24 protein-coding genes are annotated in these 22,151 nt (G+C 35.9%); 4 read left to right on the forward strand and 20 right to left on the reverse strand.

Features of this window, described 5'->3' with window-relative positions:
* Positions 1–25: 25 nt before the first annotated feature.
* The 6 genes from J4P91_RS03985 to J4P91_RS04010 form a co-directional block, all read right to left on the reverse strand.
* Positions 26–292 (reverse strand): YlbG family protein, encoded by a 267-nt coding sequence (locus J4P91_RS03985; RefSeq protein ID WP_026049165.1) that lies wholly within the window; start codon positions 290–292, stop codon positions 26–28.
* Between the two features lie 137 nt (positions 293–429).
* A complete protein-coding gene (locus tag J4P91_RS03990; protein ID WP_017151155.1) occupies positions 430–882 on the reverse strand; it encodes a YlbF/YmcA family competence regulator in 453 nt (150 codons plus the stop codon).
* 119 nt (positions 883–1,001) lie between these two features.
* Positions 1,002–1,574, reverse strand: a complete 573-nt coding sequence (locus J4P91_RS03995) for a histidine phosphatase family protein (RefSeq protein WP_207993032.1) — start codon at positions 1,572–1,574, stop codon at positions 1,002–1,004.
* 77 nt (positions 1,575–1,651) lie between these two features.
* Positions 1,652–1,897, reverse strand: a complete 246-nt coding sequence (locus J4P91_RS04000) for a YlbE-like family protein (protein ID WP_207993033.1) — start codon at positions 1,895–1,897, stop codon at positions 1,652–1,654.
* Positions 1,898–1,910: 13 nt separating this feature from the next.
* A complete protein-coding gene (locus J4P91_RS04005) occupies positions 1,911–2,324 on the reverse strand; it encodes a YlbD family protein (protein WP_207993034.1) in 414 nt (137 codons plus the stop codon).
* A 90-nt stretch (positions 2,325–2,414) separates the two neighbouring features.
* Complete coding sequence (locus tag J4P91_RS04010) at positions 2,415–3,452, reverse strand: CAP domain-containing protein (protein WP_207993035.1); 1,038 nt, start codon at positions 3,450–3,452, stop codon at positions 2,415–2,417.
* 205 nt (positions 3,453–3,657) lie between these two features.
* Here J4P91_RS04010 and J4P91_RS04015 point away from each other — a divergent pair, with 205 nt between their 5' ends.
* Positions 3,658–4,023, forward strand: a complete 366-nt coding sequence (locus J4P91_RS04015) for a YugN family protein (RefSeq protein ID WP_207993036.1) — start codon at positions 3,658–3,660, stop codon at positions 4,021–4,023.
* Positions 4,024–4,068: 45 nt separating this feature from the next.
* Here the strand turns inward: J4P91_RS04015 and J4P91_RS04020 are convergent, their stop codons facing one another.
* From J4P91_RS04020 to cyoE, 7 genes are all read right to left on the reverse strand, one after another.
* Entirely contained in the window at positions 4,069–5,067 is a 999-nt protein-coding gene (locus J4P91_RS04020) for a formamidase (protein WP_207993037.1), read from the reverse strand.
* Between the two features lie 260 nt (positions 5,068–5,327).
* A complete protein-coding gene (gene ctaG, locus J4P91_RS04025) occupies positions 5,328–6,233 on the reverse strand; it encodes a cytochrome c oxidase assembly factor CtaG (protein ID WP_207993038.1) in 906 nt (301 codons plus the stop codon).
* An 87-nt stretch (positions 6,234–6,320) separates the two neighbouring features.
* Positions 6,321–6,659 carry a cytochrome c oxidase subunit IVB gene (gene ctaF, locus J4P91_RS04030; RefSeq protein WP_207993039.1) on the reverse strand — a complete coding sequence of 113 codons (339 nt, stop codon included), beginning with the start codon at positions 6,657–6,659 and terminating at the stop codon, positions 6,321–6,323.
* A gap of 3 nt (positions 6,660–6,662) precedes the next feature.
* Positions 6,663–7,286: a cytochrome c oxidase subunit III gene (gene ctaE / locus J4P91_RS04035; protein WP_017151146.1), complete on the reverse strand. Its 624-nt coding sequence runs from the start codon at positions 7,284–7,286 to the stop codon at positions 6,663–6,665.
* Positions 7,286–9,121: a cytochrome c oxidase subunit I gene (gene ctaD / locus J4P91_RS04040; protein WP_207993051.1), complete on the reverse strand. Its 1,836-nt coding sequence runs from the start codon at positions 9,119–9,121 to the stop codon at positions 7,286–7,288. The genes ctaE and ctaD overlap by 1 nt, the downstream gene beginning before the upstream one ends.
* Positions 9,122–9,181: 60 nt before the next feature.
* A complete protein-coding gene (gene coxB, locus J4P91_RS04045) occupies positions 9,182–10,231 on the reverse strand; it encodes a cytochrome c oxidase subunit II (RefSeq protein ID WP_207993040.1) in 1,050 nt (349 codons plus the stop codon).
* A 96-nt stretch (positions 10,232–10,327) separates the two neighbouring features.
* Positions 10,328–11,251, reverse strand: coding sequence for a heme o synthase (gene cyoE, locus J4P91_RS04050; RefSeq protein ID WP_207993041.1), 924 nt, complete (start codon positions 11,249–11,251; stop codon positions 10,328–10,330).
* Between the two features lie 499 nt (positions 11,252–11,750).
* Between cyoE and J4P91_RS04055 the strand changes: the two genes are divergently transcribed.
* On the forward strand, positions 11,751–12,680 hold the full coding sequence (locus J4P91_RS04055) for a COX15/CtaA family protein (protein ID WP_207993042.1): 930 nt from the start codon (positions 11,751–11,753) through the stop codon (positions 12,678–12,680).
* 149 nt (positions 12,681–12,829) lie between these two features.
* On the opposite strand, the gene pyc is transcribed toward J4P91_RS04055, so the two are convergent.
* The 3 genes from pyc to J4P91_RS04070 all read right to left on the reverse strand — a co-directional run bounded on the left by pyc (position 12,830) and on the right by J4P91_RS04070 (position 18,199).
* Positions 12,830–16,276 (reverse strand): pyruvate carboxylase, encoded by a 3,447-nt coding sequence (pyc, locus tag J4P91_RS04060; RefSeq protein WP_207993043.1) that lies wholly within the window; start codon positions 16,274–16,276, stop codon positions 12,830–12,832.
* 330 nt (positions 16,277–16,606) lie between these two features.
* Complete coding sequence (locus J4P91_RS04065) at positions 16,607–17,788, reverse strand: FtsW/RodA/SpoVE family cell cycle protein (RefSeq protein WP_017151140.1); 1,182 nt, start codon at positions 17,786–17,788, stop codon at positions 16,607–16,609.
* 123 nt (positions 17,789–17,911) lie between these two features.
* Positions 17,912–18,199 carry an Fpa/YlaN family protein gene (locus J4P91_RS04070; protein WP_017151139.1) on the reverse strand — a complete coding sequence of 96 codons (288 nt, stop codon included), beginning with the start codon at positions 18,197–18,199 and terminating at the stop codon, positions 17,912–17,914.
* A 153-nt stretch (positions 18,200–18,352) separates the two neighbouring features.
* Between J4P91_RS04070 and J4P91_RS04075 the strand changes: the two genes are divergently transcribed.
* The gene (locus tag J4P91_RS04075) at positions 18,353–18,850 is read left to right on the forward strand and encodes a molybdopterin-binding protein (RefSeq protein ID WP_207993044.1); all 498 of its coding nucleotides are present in this window, start codon (positions 18,353–18,355) and stop codon (positions 18,848–18,850) included.
* Positions 18,851–18,880: 30 nt separating this feature from the next.
* Here J4P91_RS04075 and J4P91_RS04080 read toward each other — a convergent pair whose 3' ends face one another.
* The gene (locus J4P91_RS04080) at positions 18,881–20,209 is read right to left on the reverse strand and encodes a PhoH family protein (RefSeq protein ID WP_017151137.1); all 1,329 of its coding nucleotides are present in this window, start codon (positions 20,207–20,209) and stop codon (positions 18,881–18,883) included.
* A gap of 274 nt (positions 20,210–20,483) precedes the next feature.
* Entirely contained in the window at positions 20,484–20,939 is a 456-nt protein-coding gene (locus J4P91_RS04085) for a pyridoxamine 5'-phosphate oxidase family protein (protein ID WP_017151136.1), read from the reverse strand.
* A 142-nt stretch (positions 20,940–21,081) separates the two neighbouring features.
* On the opposite strand from J4P91_RS04085, the gene J4P91_RS04090 reads away from it, so the two are divergent.
* Positions 21,082–21,282 carry a YlaI family protein gene (locus J4P91_RS04090; protein WP_026049164.1) on the forward strand — a complete coding sequence of 67 codons (201 nt, stop codon included), beginning with the start codon at positions 21,082–21,084 and terminating at the stop codon, positions 21,280–21,282.
* Between the two features lie 36 nt (positions 21,283–21,318).
* On the opposite strand, the gene J4P91_RS04095 is transcribed toward J4P91_RS04090, so the two are convergent.
* Positions 21,319–21,594: a hypothetical protein gene (locus tag J4P91_RS04095; protein ID WP_207993045.1), complete on the reverse strand. Its 276-nt coding sequence runs from the start codon at positions 21,592–21,594 to the stop codon at positions 21,319–21,321.
* Between the two features lie 13 nt (positions 21,595–21,607).
* Positions 21,608–21,910, reverse strand: coding sequence for a YlaH-like family protein (locus tag J4P91_RS04100; protein ID WP_017151134.1), 303 nt, complete (start codon positions 21,908–21,910; stop codon positions 21,608–21,610).
* Positions 21,911–22,151 lie beyond the last annotated feature (241 nt).

The raw sequence follows: 22,151 nt of genomic DNA on the forward strand, positions 1-22,151 counted from the left end.
CCAAAATTAGTGGGGGTCTTCCTCTTTAACTATAGTCGTATTCTTTCGCGCGATCCGGACGTGAATTTTCAAATTCCGTTTTAAGAAATGGACGATATGATTGCTCAATTTTTTTCACAAAAGGAAGTTTATTTAGTTTTTGCATCATATGCTCTATTTGTTCCATATCACAATATACGACTGCATATTTCAAACGCTTTGATATGTAATGAATATTACCATATTTCCTTAAAATCTTGGCATGTTTCAATGAATGTAAATAAACAATCATACTTTGTCGTTGCCCGAACATAATCTTCTCCATCTTCTCCTTTTATATACTCATATTCTTGTATCTTATAAACATCAATCAGAAATTTGTGAAATTATAGTACGTTATAGAACAAGTTCTGTATACGGTTTCTTCCATATTCTAAAAAACGGGGCATATCACCCCGTCTTTTTACAACCACAACTTCCACCAGAGCCACAACCGCCTCCGCATCCACCTGCATCAAAAAACGGATTTCCAGTAGGAACTTTAATAGCAGATGATACTTCGGAACCAATCGCTACACTGACTTCATCTAATAGTTTTTGCAAAGCATTTTCTGCTTTTTTAAAAGCAGATACCTTTTCATGCAAATCTACAGAACGTTTTAATTCTCGCATATTTTTCGAAACGAAAGTATAATCAGGATGGTATTTTCCAAAGCGTTGCACTTCTTCATATCGCTCTTTCATTACTGTAAATTGGCCAATTAATGTTTGAGCCTCCAAATCTTCCTGTAACGCCTTATAACATTCACGATAACTCTCTGCTATATCTGAACAGACAATCGCTTTTGCAAGCTGCTCTGCCTCGTCTAATATCATTACGCTTTCAAGCGTCGCTACAATCATGAGAGACACCTCCGAGTAACCATCATAACACATTTAGAACAGAACTACTAATTTGAGTATCACATCTGCATATACAGTAAAAAGTTCTATTACTGAAAACACTTATCCATCATAATTTCTTATACACAAATATGCTCCGCGATATTATATCGTAATACGTCCCAGCTTCCATTCTCCTCTTTTACATAACTAATGCACGCATTTTTCAATGGAGTTTTAAATGTAATTTCATCAGGTAAGATTGCGTGTAAAATTGCTTTTATCGCATGTGAATGTGCAACAATAATAATGCGCTTACCTGCATGTACTTGTGCAACATCTTGCAATGCAGCAAAGCAGCGATTTACAATCTCTTCATCTGTCTCCATACCTTCTACATTTCCCTCTGCAATAAGTTCTCTAACTGTAGGAACTGGTTTTCCTGAAGCCTCTCCAAAATTCCGTTCAACAAATCGCTCATCAAGAAGAATAGAATGTATTCCAACAGCCCCACTAATTGCCTGTGCTGTTTCCTGTGCTCTAATTAAGGGACTGCTAATAATCACATCCCACGTTTCCAATTTTAACGCAGCTGCACTTTGACTTGCTTGCTTTTTCCCAACTTCATTAAGCGGAATGTCTTCACGCCCTTGAATAATCTCTTGAAAATTCCAATCAGTTTGTCCATGTCGTACTAAACAAATTTCCGTCATGTTATAACTCCTTTTTTCAACAATCTGTTTCTATTGTAACAAAAGTTTCACATGACGGACATAGTTTTCCCTTCCAATTACGTTGCATTTTGCTGCTTCATATATTGAAACATGTCAATCATAATAGAAGCAACTGCCAATTGATTTTGAAATTTTGCAACTTTATCTGGGATTGTCTTTTTATAATACTGTAAGGCAGCTAATTCAAATGCCTCCTTTTCCTCCGGACTACGAGATAATTTCCGATACCAATGGGGTTGTTCACGAATATAACGCTCTAAATCTTTATCAACTTTTATAAATTCCATAAGCTCTGCCCTCATCCTCTTTTTCCTCCTAATCTTTTCGAAAGAAAAATGGATTATTTTCAGAAGTTCTTTGCTCAGGTCGTGTACGATTCCCTTGAAATTGCTGAATGACCTGTTGCACACTCCCAATCGCACTCGTTACATTAGCCAGATGTTGTTGCATTTGCTCTGCATCTAATTTTTTTAAAAAAGAAAGCATTTGCCCCATCAAATCGGCAGCTTTTTCATCATTATTTTCTTGTGCTGGAGAAGAAATCACTTCTCCGTCTGCTTTATAGACCTTCCACATTTCATCTTGCTCCCCAAGTAAATACCATTCCTCATAAAATTGTTGCCATGTTTTTTGACCATTTCGAACTTCATGAACCATTTTAGGGTGATGGTTTACAAACGCTTTAAATTGTTGAACAGAAGGATGTAACGGTCCTTTTGTTTTTGTCATAATCCTCACCTCTTCAGATATATCTACTATCATTGTAAGAAAAAAAAGGCGCATGGTTCGCCTATTTTTAAACGATTCATGCACCTTCCCCTATTTTCTAATGAAATTTTGAGTATAAAATTTATCAAAGACTCCAACACCTAGTCCAGTAAATTGTTCATTTAACAAGTTTTTCCGATGTCCCTCACTATTCAGCCAACCTTGTACTGCAGCGATCCCATCAGTATGCTGCGCTGCTATATTTTCACCTGCAAGTTGAAATGCAACTTGACCTCGTTGTAATCGATCTCCTAAAGTCCCAAATTTCGGTGAATCATGTGAAAAATAATTATTTTCTTTCATATCTTTACTATGCCCAAAAGCCACTTCAGCTGTTTGTTGATCCCATGTTAATAATGGCAATTGATGACGACTACGAATAATATTAGTCAGATCTAGAATTTGTTGCATATTCCCATGTTCTATTTGTGTCATTTTTTCTGGAGTGGTTGGCTGCACTGCCGCTAACTCTCCAGAATAAACAAGCTGATACGGTCTTTGTCGAAGCAATGTCTCATCATCCATATACCGAATTCCAACAAGTTCATGTGTGAATCGGTCAAAATATAACTGTGCCCAACCATCTTCTTCTATCGAAACAAGTGGTTGTTCTGCAATTTCATTATCAGATAATTCAAATTGATAACTGTTCCTTCCTTTTTTCAAAGAAATTTCATGTGAGAATGGATTTTTTTTATAGACATCTTCATATCTTTCATTCATACGAAATGGAGCCACATCCACTTGATCACCAGCAGCATAAGCTGTTACAATTTTATGTTCTGCAACACCAAACTGTACATATTGCGATAAATCTTGATTATAAATCCACCATTCGTAACCATACGCAGAAGGTTCGATTCGAGCTGGTTCACCCCATTTTGCTAACAAATTTTCCGAATCTCCTCCTATTAATTGGGAGATCGTCTCCGGAAACCCTTCATTTATCTGTTTCTTTTTCTTAACAATCTTATGTTCCTGTTTAGAATGAGATGGCTGTAATATATATTGCGAAACGAGTAATTTCCCGTATAAATCCATTGCTAAAATAAAAACCGTAATCATTACGATACGTAATAATTTCTTCAAACAATATACCTCCTGGTCAAACATAAAATTGAGATATACACAAATATCTGTCTTCACTTTTGTGTGTACCATACTATTTTCACTATATCATATTTTTATGAAAAAAGCCGTGATTCTCCCTTTTCTCTCAATATGAATTGCGATTTCTTATTATTCATACTATTATAAAATTAAAGGTTTTCACATAAAAACAGGGAGGGATTTCATGCAATTTACAGATTCAAAACTTATAGGTACGATTATTGATTTTACACTGCTCACGGAAGTTATGCAAAATCAGCATTTTGTACTTGCTGGACAGTGGGATTATGAGCGAGTTACATATGACTATAAATTTGAAATATTGAAGGATGTATATTATTTACGAATACAAGGCTTTGCGGTGGAAGGGGAAATCGGAGGACGACATGCACAAGTTAAATTACTTTCACCATTGCTAGGAAAACATTATTATCCACATGGTGTTGAGTATGGTGAGAATGAAGTTTTTCCTACAAACGTAATCCAAAAATGCGAACAACTTCTGCAAAACATTGAAAAAGAATTGAAGGAATTTCAAGTTATCGAGTAAATAAAACAGGCGTATCCATATGGACACGCCTGTTTTATTTACAAATTAAGAATGAATTGTCTTTTTAACTGGATAGCCATAAATAGAACCATCCTTTACTTTAATATCATCTTCCCACGGAACTTTATACTTGCCTTCAGCTAAGTCTTTTACAAATGTATATGGATTTTCTTTGACACCGCCTGGAGTAGCTACATAACCTCTAGAACCTAAATTATAAATATTATTTTCAAGCCCCCACCCTAATCTAGCTTGATCCGCTAGCTCTGGATATACTTCTGCCGTAACAATTTCCCATGGGTTTCGGTGTCCTTGTACTAAAGTCGTTCCGTCAAAATTACATACTTGCCCTTCGCCAAAATAATAGAACACACCGTCATAACCTGCCAAATTTACCGATAATGTATACATCAAATTTTGCCATGCATTCGAACGATTCGTTAACATCCATTGTTCACTCACCTGTGTGCTATATCCAGAAATACGGATTAAAACATTGGCACCTTTATAAGCTGCCTCACGAGCAACTTCAGGAAACATACCATCATGGCAAATACAAACCGCCAGCTTACTTCCTCCTGGTCCTTCACATACAGGTAGACCTAAGTCTCCTGCTTTCCACGGTTCAACTGGCACCCAAGGATTCAATTTCCGATATTTTAAAATCATCTTACCTTGTGAATCAATAATAATTGCTGTATTATACGGCTCCCCACCATCTGGATTTTTTTCCATTATCGAAAACACACCATACACCTGTGCTTCTTTACACGCTTCAGCAAATAAATCTGTTTCTGGTCCAGGTACTGTACATAAAAATTCTTCTGTTGTCCATTTCTTTGTATTAAGCCCTTGCGTACTATACTCAGGAAACACTATTAATTCTAATCCTGGATAGCCAGCTTTGGTTGAATGGATTGTTTTAATAATCTGTTTAATTTGTTTATCAATATCTGCTCGTGACTCCACTATTGGTACCGGATATTGAATTAAAGCTGTTAAAAAACCACTAATTGGCTTTACCATACTTCCACTACTCCCCATTTAAAGTCCCCCTTAAAAATAATTTATGTTTAATAAAGAGAGCATGTTATGTCTCCCGATTCAAACCTAAAATTAGAGTTTAAAAATGTGTTTCAATAAAACTAGTAGTGAATCATTGTATGTCTTTAACAATATGAATTTTCATCAATCCCTATATTAAATACCACACAGATGCTGGAAATCCCTTCTTTTACCAAACACAATCATATTACAATTCATTCTATACACAGAAAAAAAGGCGCATACTCATGCACCTTTTTTCATTTCGTTTGCAAATAATGAGGCACTGCCTGAAGTTGCTCCTCATCCTTTTTACGTTCTTTACGTGCCCACTTAAAAAACACATAACCAATAATCGTACCATACACTATTTCCTGGACAATTTTCATAATGATACCACCTGTTTGTTGATCCTCTACTACTGGTATCCAATGTAAAAAGTCTGGTCCAGTTATGTTTAAATCAGTCAATGTTCCTGCAGGCACACAGAGCTCCATCGCTTTCATCCATGCACTCGGATCCGTATATGTAGCAAACAACGATTCGCTAGCAAATATGATCAGTGCACAAGCTGGTGTCAATAATACACCGTTCGCAAACATATAACCAATTTTTTTAATTTCACTTAATGTTTGATATTCCGGCAATGGATTCAGCATAGGCCACCACATCATCATTGCAGTAAAAAATAAAACAGCAAGAAAAATAGGATGAGCAACTTGATTTTGTTTTACAGCATCAAACACAACCGGCAAATGATAAATGGAAAATAATCCATTAAATACAAACAAAGCAATAAGTGGTTTTGTAAACATAGTCAATATCACTTGGATAAAACGAAAAGAAGTAATATATTTGTATAACCAAATCGGAATTCCTAATAACAATAATGGCGGTACCGCAATATACATCACTGCCATTTCAAACATATGTGCACTAAATACAATATGTCCCAGTAAATCAACAGGTCCACCTTTTACAAAATACAATAGGACAATCCCAGTCGTAAAATAAAATATCTGCTTTTTATTTACCTTTTCTGTATCATCGAACCGCTTTCTATATGGCCCGATAATAAGAAAATAACAGATAAGGATAGACACCATAAAAAGTAAAAAGATCGGGCTCCATAAAGCTTGAAAACCAAATATCCATAAGTTGCTCATTTTCACACCCACCCTTTCAATACGAACTCCTTACCCTCATAGGAAAAAGGGAGCGAAGATAACTTCAAGCTCCCTATCCTTTACTTTTTAAACCCAGACAATCGTCATAAAAGCTAAAATGGTTAATAACCCTACTAATAACCCTGAATATAAGAAAAAGGCTGCTGCTTCATGTCCTTTATGACTCATATGCATGAAATAATATAATTGAAATATTACTTGCACGACAGCTAACAATAAAATAAATGGTACAGAGAAAAGAGGGCTAAATGTTTTCGGATAAGCGACTGCCACAAAAGCTACAATCGTTAAGAAAATCATTAAACCAAATGTAATTACTTGATGTCTCATTTCCTCTGCACTTTTTTTTCTACGATAAACGAGATCTATCTTTGAGTTACTTGTGTTTGTTTGCTTTATCGCCATTGTTTATCCCACCATTCCCATCAAGTATACTACAGTGAAAATAAACACCCAAACTACATCAATAAAGTGCCAGTAAATAGATGCAACGTAAAACTTTGGGGCATTATATAAATTCAGCCCCCGCTTTGCATTCCGAAAAACTAATGTTAAGATCCATAACAATCCGAACAATACGTGTAATCCATGAGTTCCAACAAGCGCATAAAATGCTGAACCAAATGCACTACTTCTCATCGTATGTTTGAATTCATGTGTATAATGATAAAATTCATAAATCTCAAACCCTAAAAATCCTAATCCTAATAGTACCGTAACAATTAACCAAAACTGCATCTGCTTAAAGTTAAAGTTCTTCATATGATACATCGCATACACGCTTGTTAAACTACTCGTTAGCAGAAGCATCGTCATAATAAAGACAAGTGGCATTTGAAACATTTCTTGAGAAGTGGGGCCGCCGTTTGTAGAATTCTTTAATGCTAAATATGTGCCGAACAAGGAAGCGAATAATACAGTTTCGCCTCCAAGAAACAGCCAAAATCCCACAAACTTATTTTTCCCCTCGAGGGTTGCTTTTTCAGGCTCTGCTGGAAATGTTTCATTCGTTAATTTTTCCTCCACATGCATTACGCCTTGCCCCCCTTATCATCTAAATCTTCTTTATGAATATGATACCCATGATCATCAATTATCGATCTCAAGAACATTGCACCGAACGTAATGATAAGCCCAATAATTGCAACTAATAACCAGAATTTATCTTTTCCACCTTGCATATACATTGCACCAAATGCTGCTATAAACAATCCAAGGGATATAACAAATGGTGAAAATGAAGGATTCGGCATATGAATGTCACTCACAGGCTCTGCTGGTGTCATTTCTTTATTCCCTTCACGTTTCTCAATCCAGAACGGATCTAACCCTCGAACGAATGGTAATTGTTTAAAATTATATTCTGGTGTTGGAGCTGGCATTGTCCATTCTAATGTACGAGCATCCCATGGATCACGGCCCGCTTTTTCTTTAGACAACGATGTTTTCACAACATTGAATAATAGAACAATCGTTCCAAGTCCCATAAATATAGCACCAATCGAACTAATTAAGTTCCCCATCTCTAATCCTTGACCTGGTAAATACGTATAGTAACGACGCGGCATACCTATTAAACCAAGGAAATGCTGGATAAAGAATGTTAAATGGAAGCCGATGAAGAACAACCAAAATGTAATTTTCCCTAACGTCTCATTTAATACTCTGTTAAACATAAGCGGCCAATAATAATGTGCACCTGCTAATAATCCGAACACAACCCCACCAACGATTACGTAGTGAAAATGCGCCACAACAAAATAGTTATCGTGGAATTGATAGTCAGCCGGAGCCGAGGCAAGCATGACTCCTGTTACACCACCCATTACGAATGATGGAATAAAAGCAACAGCCCACATCATTGGCGTTGTAAACCTAATACTCCCACCCCACATTGTAAAGAGCCAGTTAAAGATTTTAATACCGGTCGGAACTGCAATTGCCATCGTTGCAACTGAAAAAATAGCATTCGCAACAGGACCAAGACCAACTGTGAACATGTGATGCGCCCATACCATAAATCCTAAAAATCCAATTAACACTGTTGCAAATACCATAGATGAGTAACCAAATAGTCGTTTTTTAGAAAATGTAGCGAAGATTTCTGAGAATATTCCGAAAGCTGGGAGTATAAGAATGTACACTTCTGGGTGACCAAAGATCCAGAATAAATGCTCCCATATAATCGTATTCCCTCCTAAAGCAGGGTTAAAGAAACTTGTACCAAATAAGCGATCTAACATAAGTAGTGCCAATCCCACTGTTAATGGCGGGAAAGCAAATAAAATAAGTGAAGAAGTTACAAATGTTGTCCATGTAAACATCGGCATACGCATATATGTCATTCCGGGGGCACGCATATTAATAATTGTGACAAGGAAGTTAATACCACCGATCAGTGTGCCGATACCTGATATTTGTAATCCTAATACATAAAAGTCAACACCATGTCCTTTAGAAGCAAGGGATAACGATGCATAGGATGTCCACCCTGCATCAGGTGCTCCTCCTAAAAACCAACTTAAGTTTAAAAATACTCCACCGAAGAAAAACAACCAAAATCCAAGTGAGTTTAAAAATGGAAACGCCACATCCCGTGCTCCAATTTGAAGTGGTACAGCAGCGTTCATAAATGCAAATACAAGCGGCATAGCTGCGAGGAAAATCATTGTTGTGCCGTGCATCGTTAATACTTGGTTATACGCATCTCCAACAAGAAAAGCATTATTTGGAATTGCTAATTGAAGACGGATAAATAGTGCTTCTATTCCGCCAATGATAAAAAACAACCCACCTGCAATTAAATAGAGAATGGCAATTTTTTTATGGTCTACTGTCGTTAAATAATCCCATATAACAGCACCCATCCCCTGTTTTTTTGCTACAGAACTCACGTTTTCAACCTCCCCTTCGCAAATAATCCCTCTTTACTTCTCAACTTTTAACGTTTGCAAATATGCATTTAATGCATCTACTTGTTCATCCGTTAAGTTGCCATACTTACCGGTCATTTTATTTCCTGGTTTCATATTTTCAGGATCCTTTAGCCATTTTTTTAGGTTTTCTTCATTATTTTCAGCAATGCCGGCAACCATATCGCGATCAGCAAAGTTTGCTAGGTTTGGTGCGATACGTGCAGAAGGTGGTCTACTATCATTTGATCCAACTGCATGACAACCAATACAACTTTTGTTAAATATTTCCTTACCTTCTTGTTCTTTTGTAGAAGCTACTTCCTTCTTACCATCAATCTTCTTCATATCAGCAATCCAAGCTTTGTACTCGCTTTCATCAACAGCTTTCACTTTAAATTGCATTAAAGAATGTGATGGGCCACAAAATTCAGTACAAAAACCATTATAAGTGCCTGATTTATCTGCTTTTAACCACATTTTGTTGACATTATCTGTATTCGTATCCATTTTTCCAGCTAAAGATGGAACCCAAAATGAATGTTTAATGTCGGCACCTTTCAAATTCAAATATACTTTCTTTCCTGTGGGGATGACTAAATCTTGCGAAGTTACTACCTTTTCTGATTTATAAGAAAATTCCCACCAATAAAGATTCGCTGTTACATCAACAACGATTGTATCTTTATCAATATTCTTTTTCTCCATCGCACTTACATCAGCAAGTTTGAATGTATATGTAACAGTTGGAACAGCCAATATCAGTAAAAGGATAATTGGAATGACTGTCCATATAATCTCTAGCTTGTGATTTCCTTCAACTTGCTTCGGGATATAATCTTCCTGCCCTTTCTTTTGCCGGAAACGCACAATTACATACAAGAAAATAATAGTAACTACAAGTACTACACCTACCATAATTGCACTTGCTAACAAGAGTAAATCATATTGCATTTTTGCTACTTCACCTTGCGGAATTAAAGTAGATTGGAAGGCTTTACCGCATCCCCCTAACAGTAAAGCCAGCAGTGAAACGAATGAAAGCAGTCGCCACTGTTTCTTCATACAAACAACCCCCACTTTCTTTGTGAATTAGATTGTACTTTATTTATAGTAAGTAAAGTAAATCTCAACGTAAAGAAATCCCCTCATGTCGTTGTCTTAGAAGAATGTAACTACAATCATTGACACAAATAAGATTGTCAAGTAATTCAAGGAGTAGACAAACATTTGCACGGACCATTTGATGTCATCTTTCTTACGGAAGCCATAGAATCCTAATACGATCCATCCGATGTTAAGCAGTGTTGCAATTACCATGAATGTTACTCCAAGTCCACTCATATAAAATGGTAGTGGTAATAAACATACTGTCCAAATCATGATTTGACGTTTTGTAATATCAAATCCATGTACAACAGGAAGCATTGGAATGCCTGCATTTCGATATTCATCAACACGTTTCATCGCTAACGCGAGGAAATGTGGGATTTGCCAAATAAACATAATTAAAAATAGCATCCAAGCGATTGGATGATCTAAACTAGAATCAATTGCTGCCCAGCCAATTAAAGGTGGAACTGCTCCAGATACACTACCTACTACTGTATTTAGTGTATATGCTCGTTTTGTCCATAATGAATACAAAACAACATATGTGAAAGCACCAATGAAACCAATAAATGCTGCCATTGGTGTTGTAAGTAGCAAGAATACAAAACCAAGAAGCAATAGTGTAATGCCTAACGTTAGCACAAACCCAGGTTTATATTTTCCAGTTACTGTCGGACGGTTTTTTGTCCGTTCCATTAAATGATCGATATCTCGATCAATATAGTTATTTAAGCTACAAGACCCTGCCATAATTAATGCAGAACCGACAATTGTAAAGAACATTTTATCCAAGTGGTTCACAGCATTTAATCCATTAAAGTGTAAAGCCAACCAAAATCCTGTAAACACAGTAAGTGTATTTGAGTTTACAATCCCCATCTTAACGAGCGCTAATAAATCTTGTACACGTGTTGTTTCCGGTACATCTGTTACAGCTGACTCATCATGCAGCTCACTTGTTGCATGGTTCATCATTTCAACCCCCTCTTAAAACTTTCATCCTTCTTTCGCGTCTTTACTTTACAAAAGTAATACGCTTCTATATAGCAATATTATTACAGTAGAAATGTTGTTTTCTCACTCTACTACTAATCTACGCTCATACTCGAATATATTAAATCATATTTCCCGAACATTTTGTGAAGAAAACATGAACTTTTTGTGTCGAATAACAAAAAAGTTTCTCCTATTACTTCCTATCATAACATGAGGTTACCTTCTATAATAAACTATTTTGTCATATTTAGCATATATTCTCCCTATTTCTTTTCATAATAGAAGTATTTTCTCCTAAAATATGTAATTTAAATTCCATTTTTTTCTTATTCAAAGAACTTTATCCCCCTTCTTCATTTCTTTGCTATTTTATTATTTTTTATATATCATAGGACTGTAGCGCGTTTTGTTCTATAAAATTGATGGAATGAAAATATTTCGCAATAACTTCATAACAGAAAGATGGTGAAACAGATTGCAACGCTTTATTAAATGGTTAGCAGTCATTACAAGCCTTGATTTACTAGGGGTTTTATTAGGAGGGGCTTTGGTTACAAAAACAGGTTCAGGTCAAGGTTGCGGTAAATCATGGCCACTTTGTAATGGTGAACTCGTTCCCTCTAATCTATCGATGGAAACGATTATTGAACTAAGTCACCGCTTAACATCAGGATCCGCAGGAATTCTCGTTACACTTCTGTGTATCTTAGCCTGGAAATACTATAAACATGTACGTGAAACAAAAACACTAGCTATTTTATCTTTCGTCTTTTTAGTTGCACAAGCGCTAATGGGAGCAGCCGCAGTTGTATGGGGACAAGTCCCTGCTGTACTCGCTATTCATTTTGGTATTTCCTTAATTTCATTTGCTTCTGTCATTTTACTAACATGTCTTATTTTTGAGATTGATAAAAAATTCGATGCACGATCTCTCATTATGGACAAAAAAATGAAATTTCATATTTATGGTGTAACAATTTACAGCTATATTGTCGTCTATACAGGAGCGCTGGTACGTCATGAACGTGCAAGTTTAGCATGTCCAGACTTCCCACTTTGTAGTAAAAATAGACCATGGCCTACCCAGTTACACGAATGGGTTCAAATGGGGCACAGGGTTGCAGCCATGTTAATATTTGCTTGGATTCTATATGCGATGATTATTGCTATTCGTCATTATAAACAACAACGAGTTATATATTGGGGATGGATTATTTCATTTATTCTCGTTACCCTTCAAGCAATTGTTGGTGTTTTAGTTGTATATACAGATGCAAGCTTATCAATGGCACTGTTACACTCACTCTTTATCTCTTGCCTCTTTGCCGTATTATGTTATTTAGTTATGTTAGGTACAAGAAGCAAAGCAAACGCACAAGACACAAACGAATCAACTACAGCGTAAAAGAAACAATCATTTTAATAACTTGCCACTATGGCAAGTTATTATTTTTATATAAAGTGACACTTTCACCAGTGAGGGGTCTGTCCTCACCAATTAAGTTTTTACGAGCACTAAAAAAGAGCTGCTTTTCAGCAGCTCTTTTTTTACAATTATTGATCTAGTTCGATTAATAAATCACCTGTTTGAATAGCATCGCCATCTTTTACATATACTTTCTTCACTTTACCGTTGAATGGCGCTTGAACTGTTGTCTCCATTTTCATTGCTTCTGTAATGGCCATGGAATCACCTTTTTTCACTTCATCGCCTTCATTCACAACGACTTTAATAACAGTTCCTGGCATTGTAGCACTAATATGATTTGGGTTCTCACGGTTCCCTTTCACACGCTGTGCAACTGTTGCTTTAATACTTTCATCTTTCACAACAATTTCACGAGGTTGTCCGTTAAATTCAAAGTAAAGTACACGTGTTCCATCTGGCTGCGGTTCTCCAATTGATACTAATTTAACCATCAATGTTTTACCACGTTCAATTTCCACACCAATTTCTTCACCAAGTCTCATACCATAGAAGAATGTCGGTGTATCAAGCACAGACACATTTCCATAAAGGCCAGCAACTTTTTCATAATCCATAAACACTTTTGGATACAATGCATATGCAACTACATCAAAAATTGTTACTTCACGTCCAAGTTTATGGAATAGCTCTTCTTTTAAAGCATTGAAATCTATTGGTTCTAACAATTCTCCCGGTCTTACTGTTAACGGCTCTTTCCCTTTTAAAATGATTTTTTGTAATTCTTTTGGGAAGCCACCATATGGTTGTCCAAGATCACCAGAGAACATTTCAACAACCGAACCTGGGAAGTCTAAAGACTGTCCTCGTTCAAAAATATCTTGTTCTGTCAAGTGATTTTGAACCATAAATAATGCCATATCACCAACAACTTTTGATGATGGAGTTACTTTTACAATATCACCAAACATATCATTTACGCGGCGATACATCACTTTTACTTCATCAAATCGATCTCCCAATCCAACTGCTTTCGCTTGTTGTTGAAGATTACTATATTGTCCACCTGGCATTTCATGCATGTACACCTCTGTATGAGGAGCATTCATGCCGCTTTCAAATGAGGCATAATATTTACGAACATCTTCCCAGTAATGTGAAAGTTTTTCTAATGAATTTACATCAACATCTGGTTGTCTTTCATTTCCACCTAACGCATAGTATAGTGTATTCGCACTTGGTTGTGATGTTAATCCTGCCATTGAGCTTACCGCTACATCGACAATATCAACACCCGCTTCAATTGCTTTCGTATACGTTAAAACACCATTTCCACTTGTATCATGCGTATGAAGGTGAATCGGAATCGATACCGTTTCTTTTAACGCAGAAACTAAATCGTACGCTGCATTTGGTTTTAACAAGCCAGCCATATCTTTAATACCTAAAATATGTGCCCCTGATGCTTCTAATTCTTTCGCTAAGTTTTTATAGTAATTCAAATCATATTTACTACGCATTGGGTCATGAATATCCCCTGTATAACACATTGTTGCTTCTGCAATCTTACCACTATCTCTTACAGCATCAATTGCAACTCTCATACCTTCCACCCAATTTAAGCTATCAAAAATACGGAATACATCAATACCAGCTTGTGCTGAACATTCCACAAATTTTTGAATTAAATTATCTGGATAGTTTTTATAACCAACTGCATTCGATGAACGAAGAAGCATTTGGAATAAAACATTTGGCATTCTTTCACGAAGTTCTAATAAGCGTTCCCATGGATCTTCTTTTAAGAAACGATATGCAACATCAAACGTTGCACCGCCCCACATTTCCGCTGAGAATAAGTTTGGTAACATTCTAGCTGTTGGTTCAGCAATTTGATTTAAATCTTTTGTACGAATACGTGTTGCAAGTAATGATTGATGTGCATCACGGAATGTTGTATCTGTTAAAAGTACACGCTTTTGATCTTGTACCCATTTTACTAATCCCTCTGCACCGCGCTCGTTTAAAATTTGTTTCGTTCCACTTTGAATTGGCTCATAGTGCTTCACATTTGGTATACGTGCATCTGGGAAAATTGGCTTTTCTTTCTTCCCTACTCCCGGGAAACCATTTACCGTTACTGTACCGATATAACTTAACATTTTTGTACCACGGTCTTTACGTTTTGGGAATACGAATAGTTCAGGTGATGCATCAATAAATGATGTATCATATTCCCCTGATAAAAAGTTTTTATGTTTTACCACATTCTCTAAGAATGGAATATTTGTTTTAATACCTCGAATACGGAATTCTTTTAAGTTACGCTCCATTTTCGCAGCGGCTTGTTCAAATGTAAGTGCCCAAGTTGTTACCTTTACAAGTAAAGAATCATAGTACGGTGTAATAACTGCACCTTGGAAGCTGTTCCCTGTGTCAAGACGAACACCAAAACCGCCACCAGAGCGATACGCCATAATTTTTCCTGTATCAGGCATAAAGTTATTAAGTGGATCTTCTGTCGTTACACGAGATTGGATCGCATAACCATGTACAATAATCTCCTCTTGTTTTGGTATGCTTACCATTGGACTATGTAAGGCATGTCCATCTGCAATTAAAATTTGTGACTGAACAATATCAATCCCTGTAATCATCTCTGTAATAGTATGTTCTACTTGAACACGTGGGTTTACTTCGATGAAATAAAAATCATTACCTTTTACAAGGAATTCAACTGTACCAGCATTTAAATAATTTACATTTTTCGTTAATTTCACCGCTGCTTCACAAATACGATGACGAAGATCATCTGAAAGTGATACACTTGGTGCAATTTCAACTACTTTTTGATGACGACGTTGTACAGAACAATCACGCTCATATAAATGCACAACATTTCCTTGTTCATCTGCCAGTATTTGGACTTCTATATGTTTAGGTTTTTCAACAAATTTTTCAACGTAGACTTCGTCATTACCAAAAGCCGCTTTTGCTTCTGACTTTGCACGATCATAAGACTCTTTTAATTCTTCACCGCTGCGCACAATACGCATACCACGGCCGCCACCACCAAGGGAAGCTTTAATAATTATAGGGTAATCATACTTCTTAGCAAACTCTTCAACTTCTTCTATTGAATTAATAGGCCCATCACTGCCAGGAATAACTGGAATATCAGCTAATTGCGCTTGTGTTCTTGCTTTTACTTTATCTCCAAACATATCTAAATGTTTACTTTTTGGTCCGATAAAGATAATTCCCTCTTCTTCACAGCGTCTAGCAAATTGGATGTTTTCTGACAAGAAACCATATCCAGGGTGAATTGCATCCACGTGATTGCTTTTCGCAATTTCAATAATACCCTCAATATCAAGGTAAGCATCGATTGGCTTTTTGCCTTCTCCCACTAAATAAGATTCATCTGCTTTATAGCGATGGTAAGAACCGCTATCCTCTTTTGAATAAATTGCAACTGTGTTTAATCCAAGTTCTGAACAGGCCCTGAATACACGAATTGCAATTTCCCCACGGTTAGCTACTAATACTTTTTGAATACGTTGCAGCTTTTTCATGATTTTCCCCCTCTACTTTCCTACCACTCTAGAGATTAAATAGGTACACGCTCTTTTGAGCGTGAAGTTCTTCACTTTCTTTTCTAAATTATACTCGGAAAGCTTCACTTTATTTTTATTCATCATACCTTATTTTTCAACAAATGATAAGTTTTCTGATCAATTTGTTTCACAAAAATAGTATAGCACAACTCTTCTTTTTCTAACAGCTTTATTGTATATCACATTAAAATAAATATGTTACACTATTAACATTACGACCCCCACAAAGTATAACCTATTTAAAATATCATAATAAAAAGGCTTTGTGTCAAAAAACACAAAGCCTTTTTATTTCACAACAACAAGATGCGGCTCACCTTGCTCTTTTTTCTCATATATTTCTTTTTGCTGTTTCTCTTGTCGTTTCACGTAACTACCTATATTTAGCAATATCCCCATTGCAATAAAATTCGCCATTAAAGAACTACCACCATAACTGACAAATGGTAAAGGTACACCAGTAAGAGGTATTAGCCCCGTCATACCACCAACAATAACAAATGTTTGTATTCCAATCAGGCTAGCAATACCAATTGCAATTAAACTTCCAAATGGATCTTTACACTTTTGAGCAATTCTAAATGCACGAATGATAATAAGTAACAAACTAATTAAAACAATCGCTACACCAATAAAACCAAGTTCCTCAGATACAATCGCCATAATAAAGTCTGTATGTGGTTCAGGTAAATATCCGAATTTTTGTATACTGTTACTAAGTCCTCTACCATTTAGGCCACCTGATGCAATTGCAATAAAGGAATTCACCAGCTGATATCCATCATGTTGAGTATCTTCAAATGGATTTAAAAACGCTGTAAAACGGGCTTTCTGATAATCTTCCAATGTGTAGTTACCAATTAAGTATAAAAGCGGAATCCATATAATAGAGCTTAACACCAAACGCTTTATCCACTTATTAATCGGAACACCTGAACAAAGAAACATAGTTCCGACAATACCTATGATTATCAGAACCGTTCCTAAGTCATTTTGTTTAAGAATTAAAAGTACTATTAATCCTATAAATAGAATCGTACCCGCTGATCCTTGCCACACTGAAGTATCTGTTTCTTGTCTTCTTGCAAAGAAACGTGCAAGTACGATAATAATAGCGATTTTAATGAATTCAGCTGGTTGTATCCCAAATACCCACGCTTGCGCACCATTTGCTGTTGTTCCCAGCAATAATGATAACACTAGCAATCCTATACTACCTATCATCATTAGTAGCAAAATAATCCGTTTTCTCCAAACCTGGTATGGAATCGCAGCAATTATACCTAATCCTAATACTGTCCCTATTCCTAATGCTAGTAGTTGCTTATAAAAAAAGTAATTAGCCGGTTTCCCATATTTTGTAACCGCTAAAATTGAGCTAGCACTATATACCATTATAACTCCCAGTACACATAAAATAACAAGAGGAAGCAATAATGAATAATCCATTGACTTCCATACTTTTTTCATTCAATATCCTCTTTCTGTTTTCAGTTTAATTGTTGTATTCCATATGTATTGGAATTCTTCCTTCTTTATTATACAAATAAAAAGCTCAAACTTAGCCAGTTTGAGCCCCCTTATTTGAACCCTTTATTGTTGTTTGTTTGTAAATGCTTCATGAAGTGCTGATAATTCCCGTTCGAGCTCTCCTAACATGTCTTTGCCTTGCTCTTCTGCAATAAGACCAAGACGAACCGCAAAGTCAACTTCACGGGATAGTCCAAACATTTGTGTGTCCAACACTTCTTCATATAATGGACATTGCGGCATCGTAAGGTGGTCCATTTGCACCTTAATAAGTCTTAAAATCTTCTCCGCATCCGCTTGTAGAAGGGCAAGTGCCTTTTCCTGATGATTTGCTACTGTCTCAGACGCCAAATTGATTCCCTCCGTTTCCGTCCTACTCTCCTATCCTATCTATTAATATTAGCGATAGTTTTAATAAATTGCAATAGAAACATTTTTTGTGACAATCGTGTCTAATGCTATTATACTGAAAAGTGGGAGCATAATACAAATGGGGGAACAACAATGAGTGAAATTTTATTTATAAACGGGAAAGTCCGCTTTCCAATCACACTTGATCCAAGCGTTTGGATTTTTGATGATCGAAAAGTAGATTTAACAACTTACTTCACCGAAACGAAAGAAGAAAAATCAGAATTAGAAGACTATCTCAAGCATACTTCCGAACATTGGGATCGCGAAATCCGTGATGGCGCCGCTTTCCCACCTATTCAAAAAAGCGTAAAAAAATTTAAAAAAGAACAGCTCATTACAGGAACGTTTGGCATACCACTTCATCCCTTTTTTAAAAACGCTGAAATTGCAGCTGAAGCGACACATGTTGAAATTCATACACTGCATGATACAATCAGACTTTCATTAGAAGAAACAAACAATGTTATTCTTGGATTTTCAAAAGACGGAAAACCATTACGAGAAGATGGGCCTGTTCACCTTTACTTTGGTGATGGTTCTAATATAAACAATCCCATTCGAAACATCCGTAAGTTTACAATTATTTAAAAAAGAAGCGGGACTGTGTCCCGCTTCTTTTTATAATAAATCCGCTGCTAGTTGTGCTAAATTCGAACGTTCTCCTTTTACAAACTTTACATGTCCGCTAATTTTTTGTTCTTTAAATTTCTCTACAACATACGTTAGACCATTATTATATTCATCTAAGTAAGGATGATCAATTTGTTGTGGATCTCCCATTAATACAATTTTACTCTTTTCTCCAACCCTTGTTAATATTGTTTTCACTTCATGTTTCGTTAAATTTTGTGCCTCATCAATAATAATAAATTGATCTGGAATACTTCGCCCTCTTATATAAGTAAGCGCCTCTACTTCAATTGAACCCATCCCTGCTAAAATCGCATCTAATTCACCTGGTTTTTTTGTATTAAATAAATACTCTAGGTTATCGAAAATCGGCTGCATCCACGGTCTTAATTTTTCTTCTTTTTCTCCTGGTAAATAGCCGATATCTTTGCCAACTGGAACAATTGGCCGGGCAACAAGGAGTTTTTTGTACAACCCTAAATCCTCCGTTTGCATAAGGCCAGCTGCTAGCGCAAGTAAAGTTTTACCAGTTCCTGCTTTACCCGTTAATGTTACGAGTGGAATATCTTCACGGAGCAACAATTCTAATCCCATAGTTTGCTGCACATTCCGCGGACGTATTCCCCAAACTTGCTCATTATGAAAAACAAGTTTCTTCACTTTTTTCCCTGAAAAATCCACAATTCCAAGTGCAGAGCTAGAACCACCCAACGCATCTTTCATCACAATAAACTGATTTGGATAAAATGGGTGATTTGCAATTTCTGATAAAGGAAGCTCCCCTTTTTCATAAAAATAATTTAATTTCTCTTTTGATATGTAGCCTTCTAAAAAACCTGAATATATATTGTCCACTTCAATTACACGATCGCTTAAATAATCTTCAGCTTGTAAACCAAGTGCATCCGCCTTTACTCTTACAAGCACATCCTTACTGACTAGAATGACAGCCTTTCCACTCTCTTTCTCTTGCTCTTCCAAAAATAAATTTTTCGCAACAGCTAAAATGCGATTATCGTTTGTTTTTTCAACAAAAATATCTTGCAGTTGAACAAATGAACGATGGTTTAATTCAATACGAAATGTCCCTCCATTTTCAAGAGGAATACTCTCATGCAGTTTTCCTAATTCGCGAAATTTATCTATCAATTTAGATACATAACGAGCATTTCGTCCGACTTCATCCATGTAGCGTTTTTTCGAATCAACCTCTTCTAATACAACTGCTGGAATCACTACCTCATTTGTTTCAAAAGAAAAAATAGATAAAGGATCCTGCAAAAGTACATTCGTATCTAACACATAAATTTTATCCAACCTGTTACCCCCTGACTCCACTTTTAAATTTGTAGAACAAGGGTTTCATCCATGATCATGATATGGACGAACCATTGTTATAATTATATGTAATGTATTAACGAGGTAGAATCGAAATTCATATAAATTAAAACTTTTCTTAATCATTTTTCTCATTTATAACTAGGTATTGTATTATTCATCAAAATTTATATTTTAACATGCAACAAAGATCAACTATTTACTTTGGTTAAAATAGTAGAAAAGGATGAACAATCATAGCGCTCATCCATTCCTACAATTCTTTCATTGCTGTTAAAACTTGATTATCAAGTTTTTCAGCAGCACGAAGATCATATGTTTTTTCATATGTTGGTTCCGAAGCAAGCTTTGCTCCATAAAACATAACATCACGCACTTCTTGAACAGATACTTCTACTACAGTTAATTTGAGGGGAATGCCTTCCATTCTATCTGTTAAAATCTTTGCTTCACCGCTAATGGAAAATACAGATTCATTTGCCATTACAGTAAGTACAAGCCCTGACTGATGGCGTAAATTTTCCGCAATACGAGAGCGTTGATCAACTGCAAATCGTATACTTGTCTCATTCATTGCATATACCCATGAAATAGCACTTACATTTGGAACAGCCTTTTCAAAATCAATTGTTGCAATTGTAATAATATGTCCTTCACGTAAAGATTGAACTAAAGAATCTGTCAATGTAGTTTCTACTACATTTGCCATATTTCCACCTCCAAATTTTTCTTCATCTTAATAATAACTTATTTTTCGAATTGCGAAAATATTATTTTTTCCCCCTATAGTTCAAAAATATCAAATTTACATGATATACTTATATCGATAGAATTTGTATTGAGGTGACGAAATGAGAGTCAAATGCATGCTTTGTGATAAAAAAGAAGAGTTAGATGACGAAAATCCTATGGCCAAAAGGCTTCGTAACCGTCCTATTCATACATATATGTGCATGGAATGCACAGAACGTATTGCAGAACGTACAATGGAACGCCATGCAACCGGAAAATTCCACTTATATCGTGATAAAACAATAGAAGATGAGTGGTAAACTGCCAAATAAGTCCTTAATCCTTCAGATGAGGGCTTATTTATATTTCTCCGGCTCTCGTTTCATTTGATCTAAGAAACAATCTATAAGCTCTAATGGAAATCTTGTAGAATGTTTTTCCCCGTCTCGTTCATATGTAACCAAATACATATCTTCTTTCTTTTCCACCGTTACATCTCTTAATTGATGATCTTCATGTAACATATTATGAAACAGTAAATATGTTTCTTTTGCAGCCTCATCATACGGGCGTGCTTCCGCGACAGTTTTAATCGTTAGCCAATTGTATAATGCATCTTGTACAGAACGCATGAAACATCCCCCCTTAGCTCACTCTCTGTTTCTTTACTTGACGTAAGCGCAATCTATAAATACCAAGCACAAGCGCCGCTACAACGAGCCCTTCCCCAACTGGTAACAAAACTCCAAAAAAAGTTAGAACCGTACACCCAATTGCTAATACCACATAAATCACAACATTTTTTAATAGCGATAATTTCCTAGCAAAACCCAAATTATATACAAGTGCACTCAAAATAATCATTGTACCATAAAGTAGCCACATACCTACTTCTGGATTCACATCTACATTGTATAGCTTTGCAAAAAATGACATTCTTTCTAGCATTATACTTCTCCCCTTTATCTAGCAAAAATGAATAAAAATTCCCCTATCTAAAATAAAGATAGAAAATATTCCATATGAGCCCCATTCATTCAACTGACTAGCAGCGCATTACTTCTTAATTTTTAAATTCTATGTTGCCTACTATAAGAGTACATTGCAGAAAAAATACTGTCTAGATAAAAGAGTAAATTTTCGAAAAATAACAGAATAAAAAAAAGCTACCTTTTAAAGGTAGCTCCCT

Origin of the sequence: Bacillus sp. XF8 (assembly GCF_017498755.1) — a bacterium.
In the GTDB taxonomy this organism is placed as follows: Bacteria; Bacillota; Bacilli; order Bacillales; family Bacillaceae_G; genus Bacillus_A; species Bacillus_A bingmayongensis.

Bases quoted from the DNA above. Each gene is read 5' to 3' on its own strand.
- J4P91_RS03985 (WP_026049165.1), bottom strand. From the start codon at position 292: ATGTTCGGGCAACGACAAAGTATGATTGTTTATTTACATTCATTGAAA.
- J4P91_RS03990 (WP_017151155.1), bottom strand. From the start codon at position 882: ATGATTGTAGCGACGCTTGAAAGCGTAATGATATTAGACGAGGCAGAG.
- J4P91_RS03995 (WP_207993032.1), bottom strand. From the start codon at position 1,574: ATGACGGAAATTTGTTTAGTACGACATGGACAAACTGATTGGAATTTT.
- J4P91_RS04000 (WP_207993033.1), bottom strand. From the start codon at position 1,897: ATGAGGGCAGAGCTTATGGAATTTATAAAAGTTGATAAAGATTTAGAG.
- J4P91_RS04005 (WP_207993034.1), bottom strand. From the start codon at position 2,324: ATGACAAAAACAAAAGGACCGTTACATCCTTCTGTTCAACAATTTAAA.
- J4P91_RS04015 (WP_207993036.1), top strand. From the start codon at position 3,658: ATGCAATTTACAGATTCAAAACTTATAGGTACGATTATTGATTTTACA.
- J4P91_RS04020 (WP_207993037.1), bottom strand. From the start codon at position 5,067: ATGGGGAGTAGTGGAAGTATGGTAAAGCCAATTAGTGGTTTTTTAACA.
- ctaG (WP_207993038.1), bottom strand. From the start codon at position 6,233: ATGAGCAACTTATGGATATTTGGTTTTCAAGCTTTATGGAGCCCGATC.
- ctaF (WP_207993039.1), bottom strand. From the start codon at position 6,659: ATGGCGATAAAGCAAACAAACACAAGTAACTCAAAGATAGATCTCGTT.
- ctaE (WP_017151146.1), bottom strand. From the start codon at position 7,286: ATGCATGTGGAGGAAAAATTAACGAATGAAACATTTCCAGCAGAGCCT.
- ctaD (WP_207993051.1), bottom strand. From the start codon at position 9,121: ATGGGTGCTGTTATATGGGATTATTTAACGACAGTAGACCATAAAAAA.
- coxB (WP_207993040.1), bottom strand. From the start codon at position 10,231: ATGAAGAAACAGTGGCGACTGCTTTCATTCGTTTCACTGCTGGCTTTA.
- cyoE (WP_207993041.1), bottom strand. From the start codon at position 11,251: ATGAACCATGCAACAAGTGAGCTGCATGATGAGTCAGCTGTAACAGAT.
- pyc (WP_207993043.1), bottom strand. From the start codon at position 16,276: ATGAAAAAGCTGCAACGTATTCAAAAAGTATTAGTAGCTAACCGTGGG.
- J4P91_RS04065 (WP_017151140.1), bottom strand. From the start codon at position 17,788: ATGAAAAAAGTATGGAAGTCAATGGATTATTCATTATTGCTTCCTCTT.
- J4P91_RS04075 (WP_207993044.1), top strand. From the start codon at position 18,353: ATGAGTGAAATTTTATTTATAAACGGGAAAGTCCGCTTTCCAATCACA.
- J4P91_RS04085 (WP_017151136.1), bottom strand. From the start codon at position 20,939: ATGGCAAATGTAGTAGAAACTACATTGACAGATTCTTTAGTTCAATCT.
- J4P91_RS04090 (WP_026049164.1), top strand. From the start codon at position 21,082: ATGAGAGTCAAATGCATGCTTTGTGATAAAAAAGAAGAGTTAGATGAC.
- J4P91_RS04095 (WP_207993045.1), bottom strand. From the start codon at position 21,594: ATGCGTTCTGTACAAGATGCATTATACAATTGGCTAACGATTAAAACT.
- J4P91_RS04100 (WP_017151134.1), bottom strand. From the start codon at position 21,910: ATGCTAGAAAGAATGTCATTTTTTGCAAAGCTATACAATGTAGATGTG.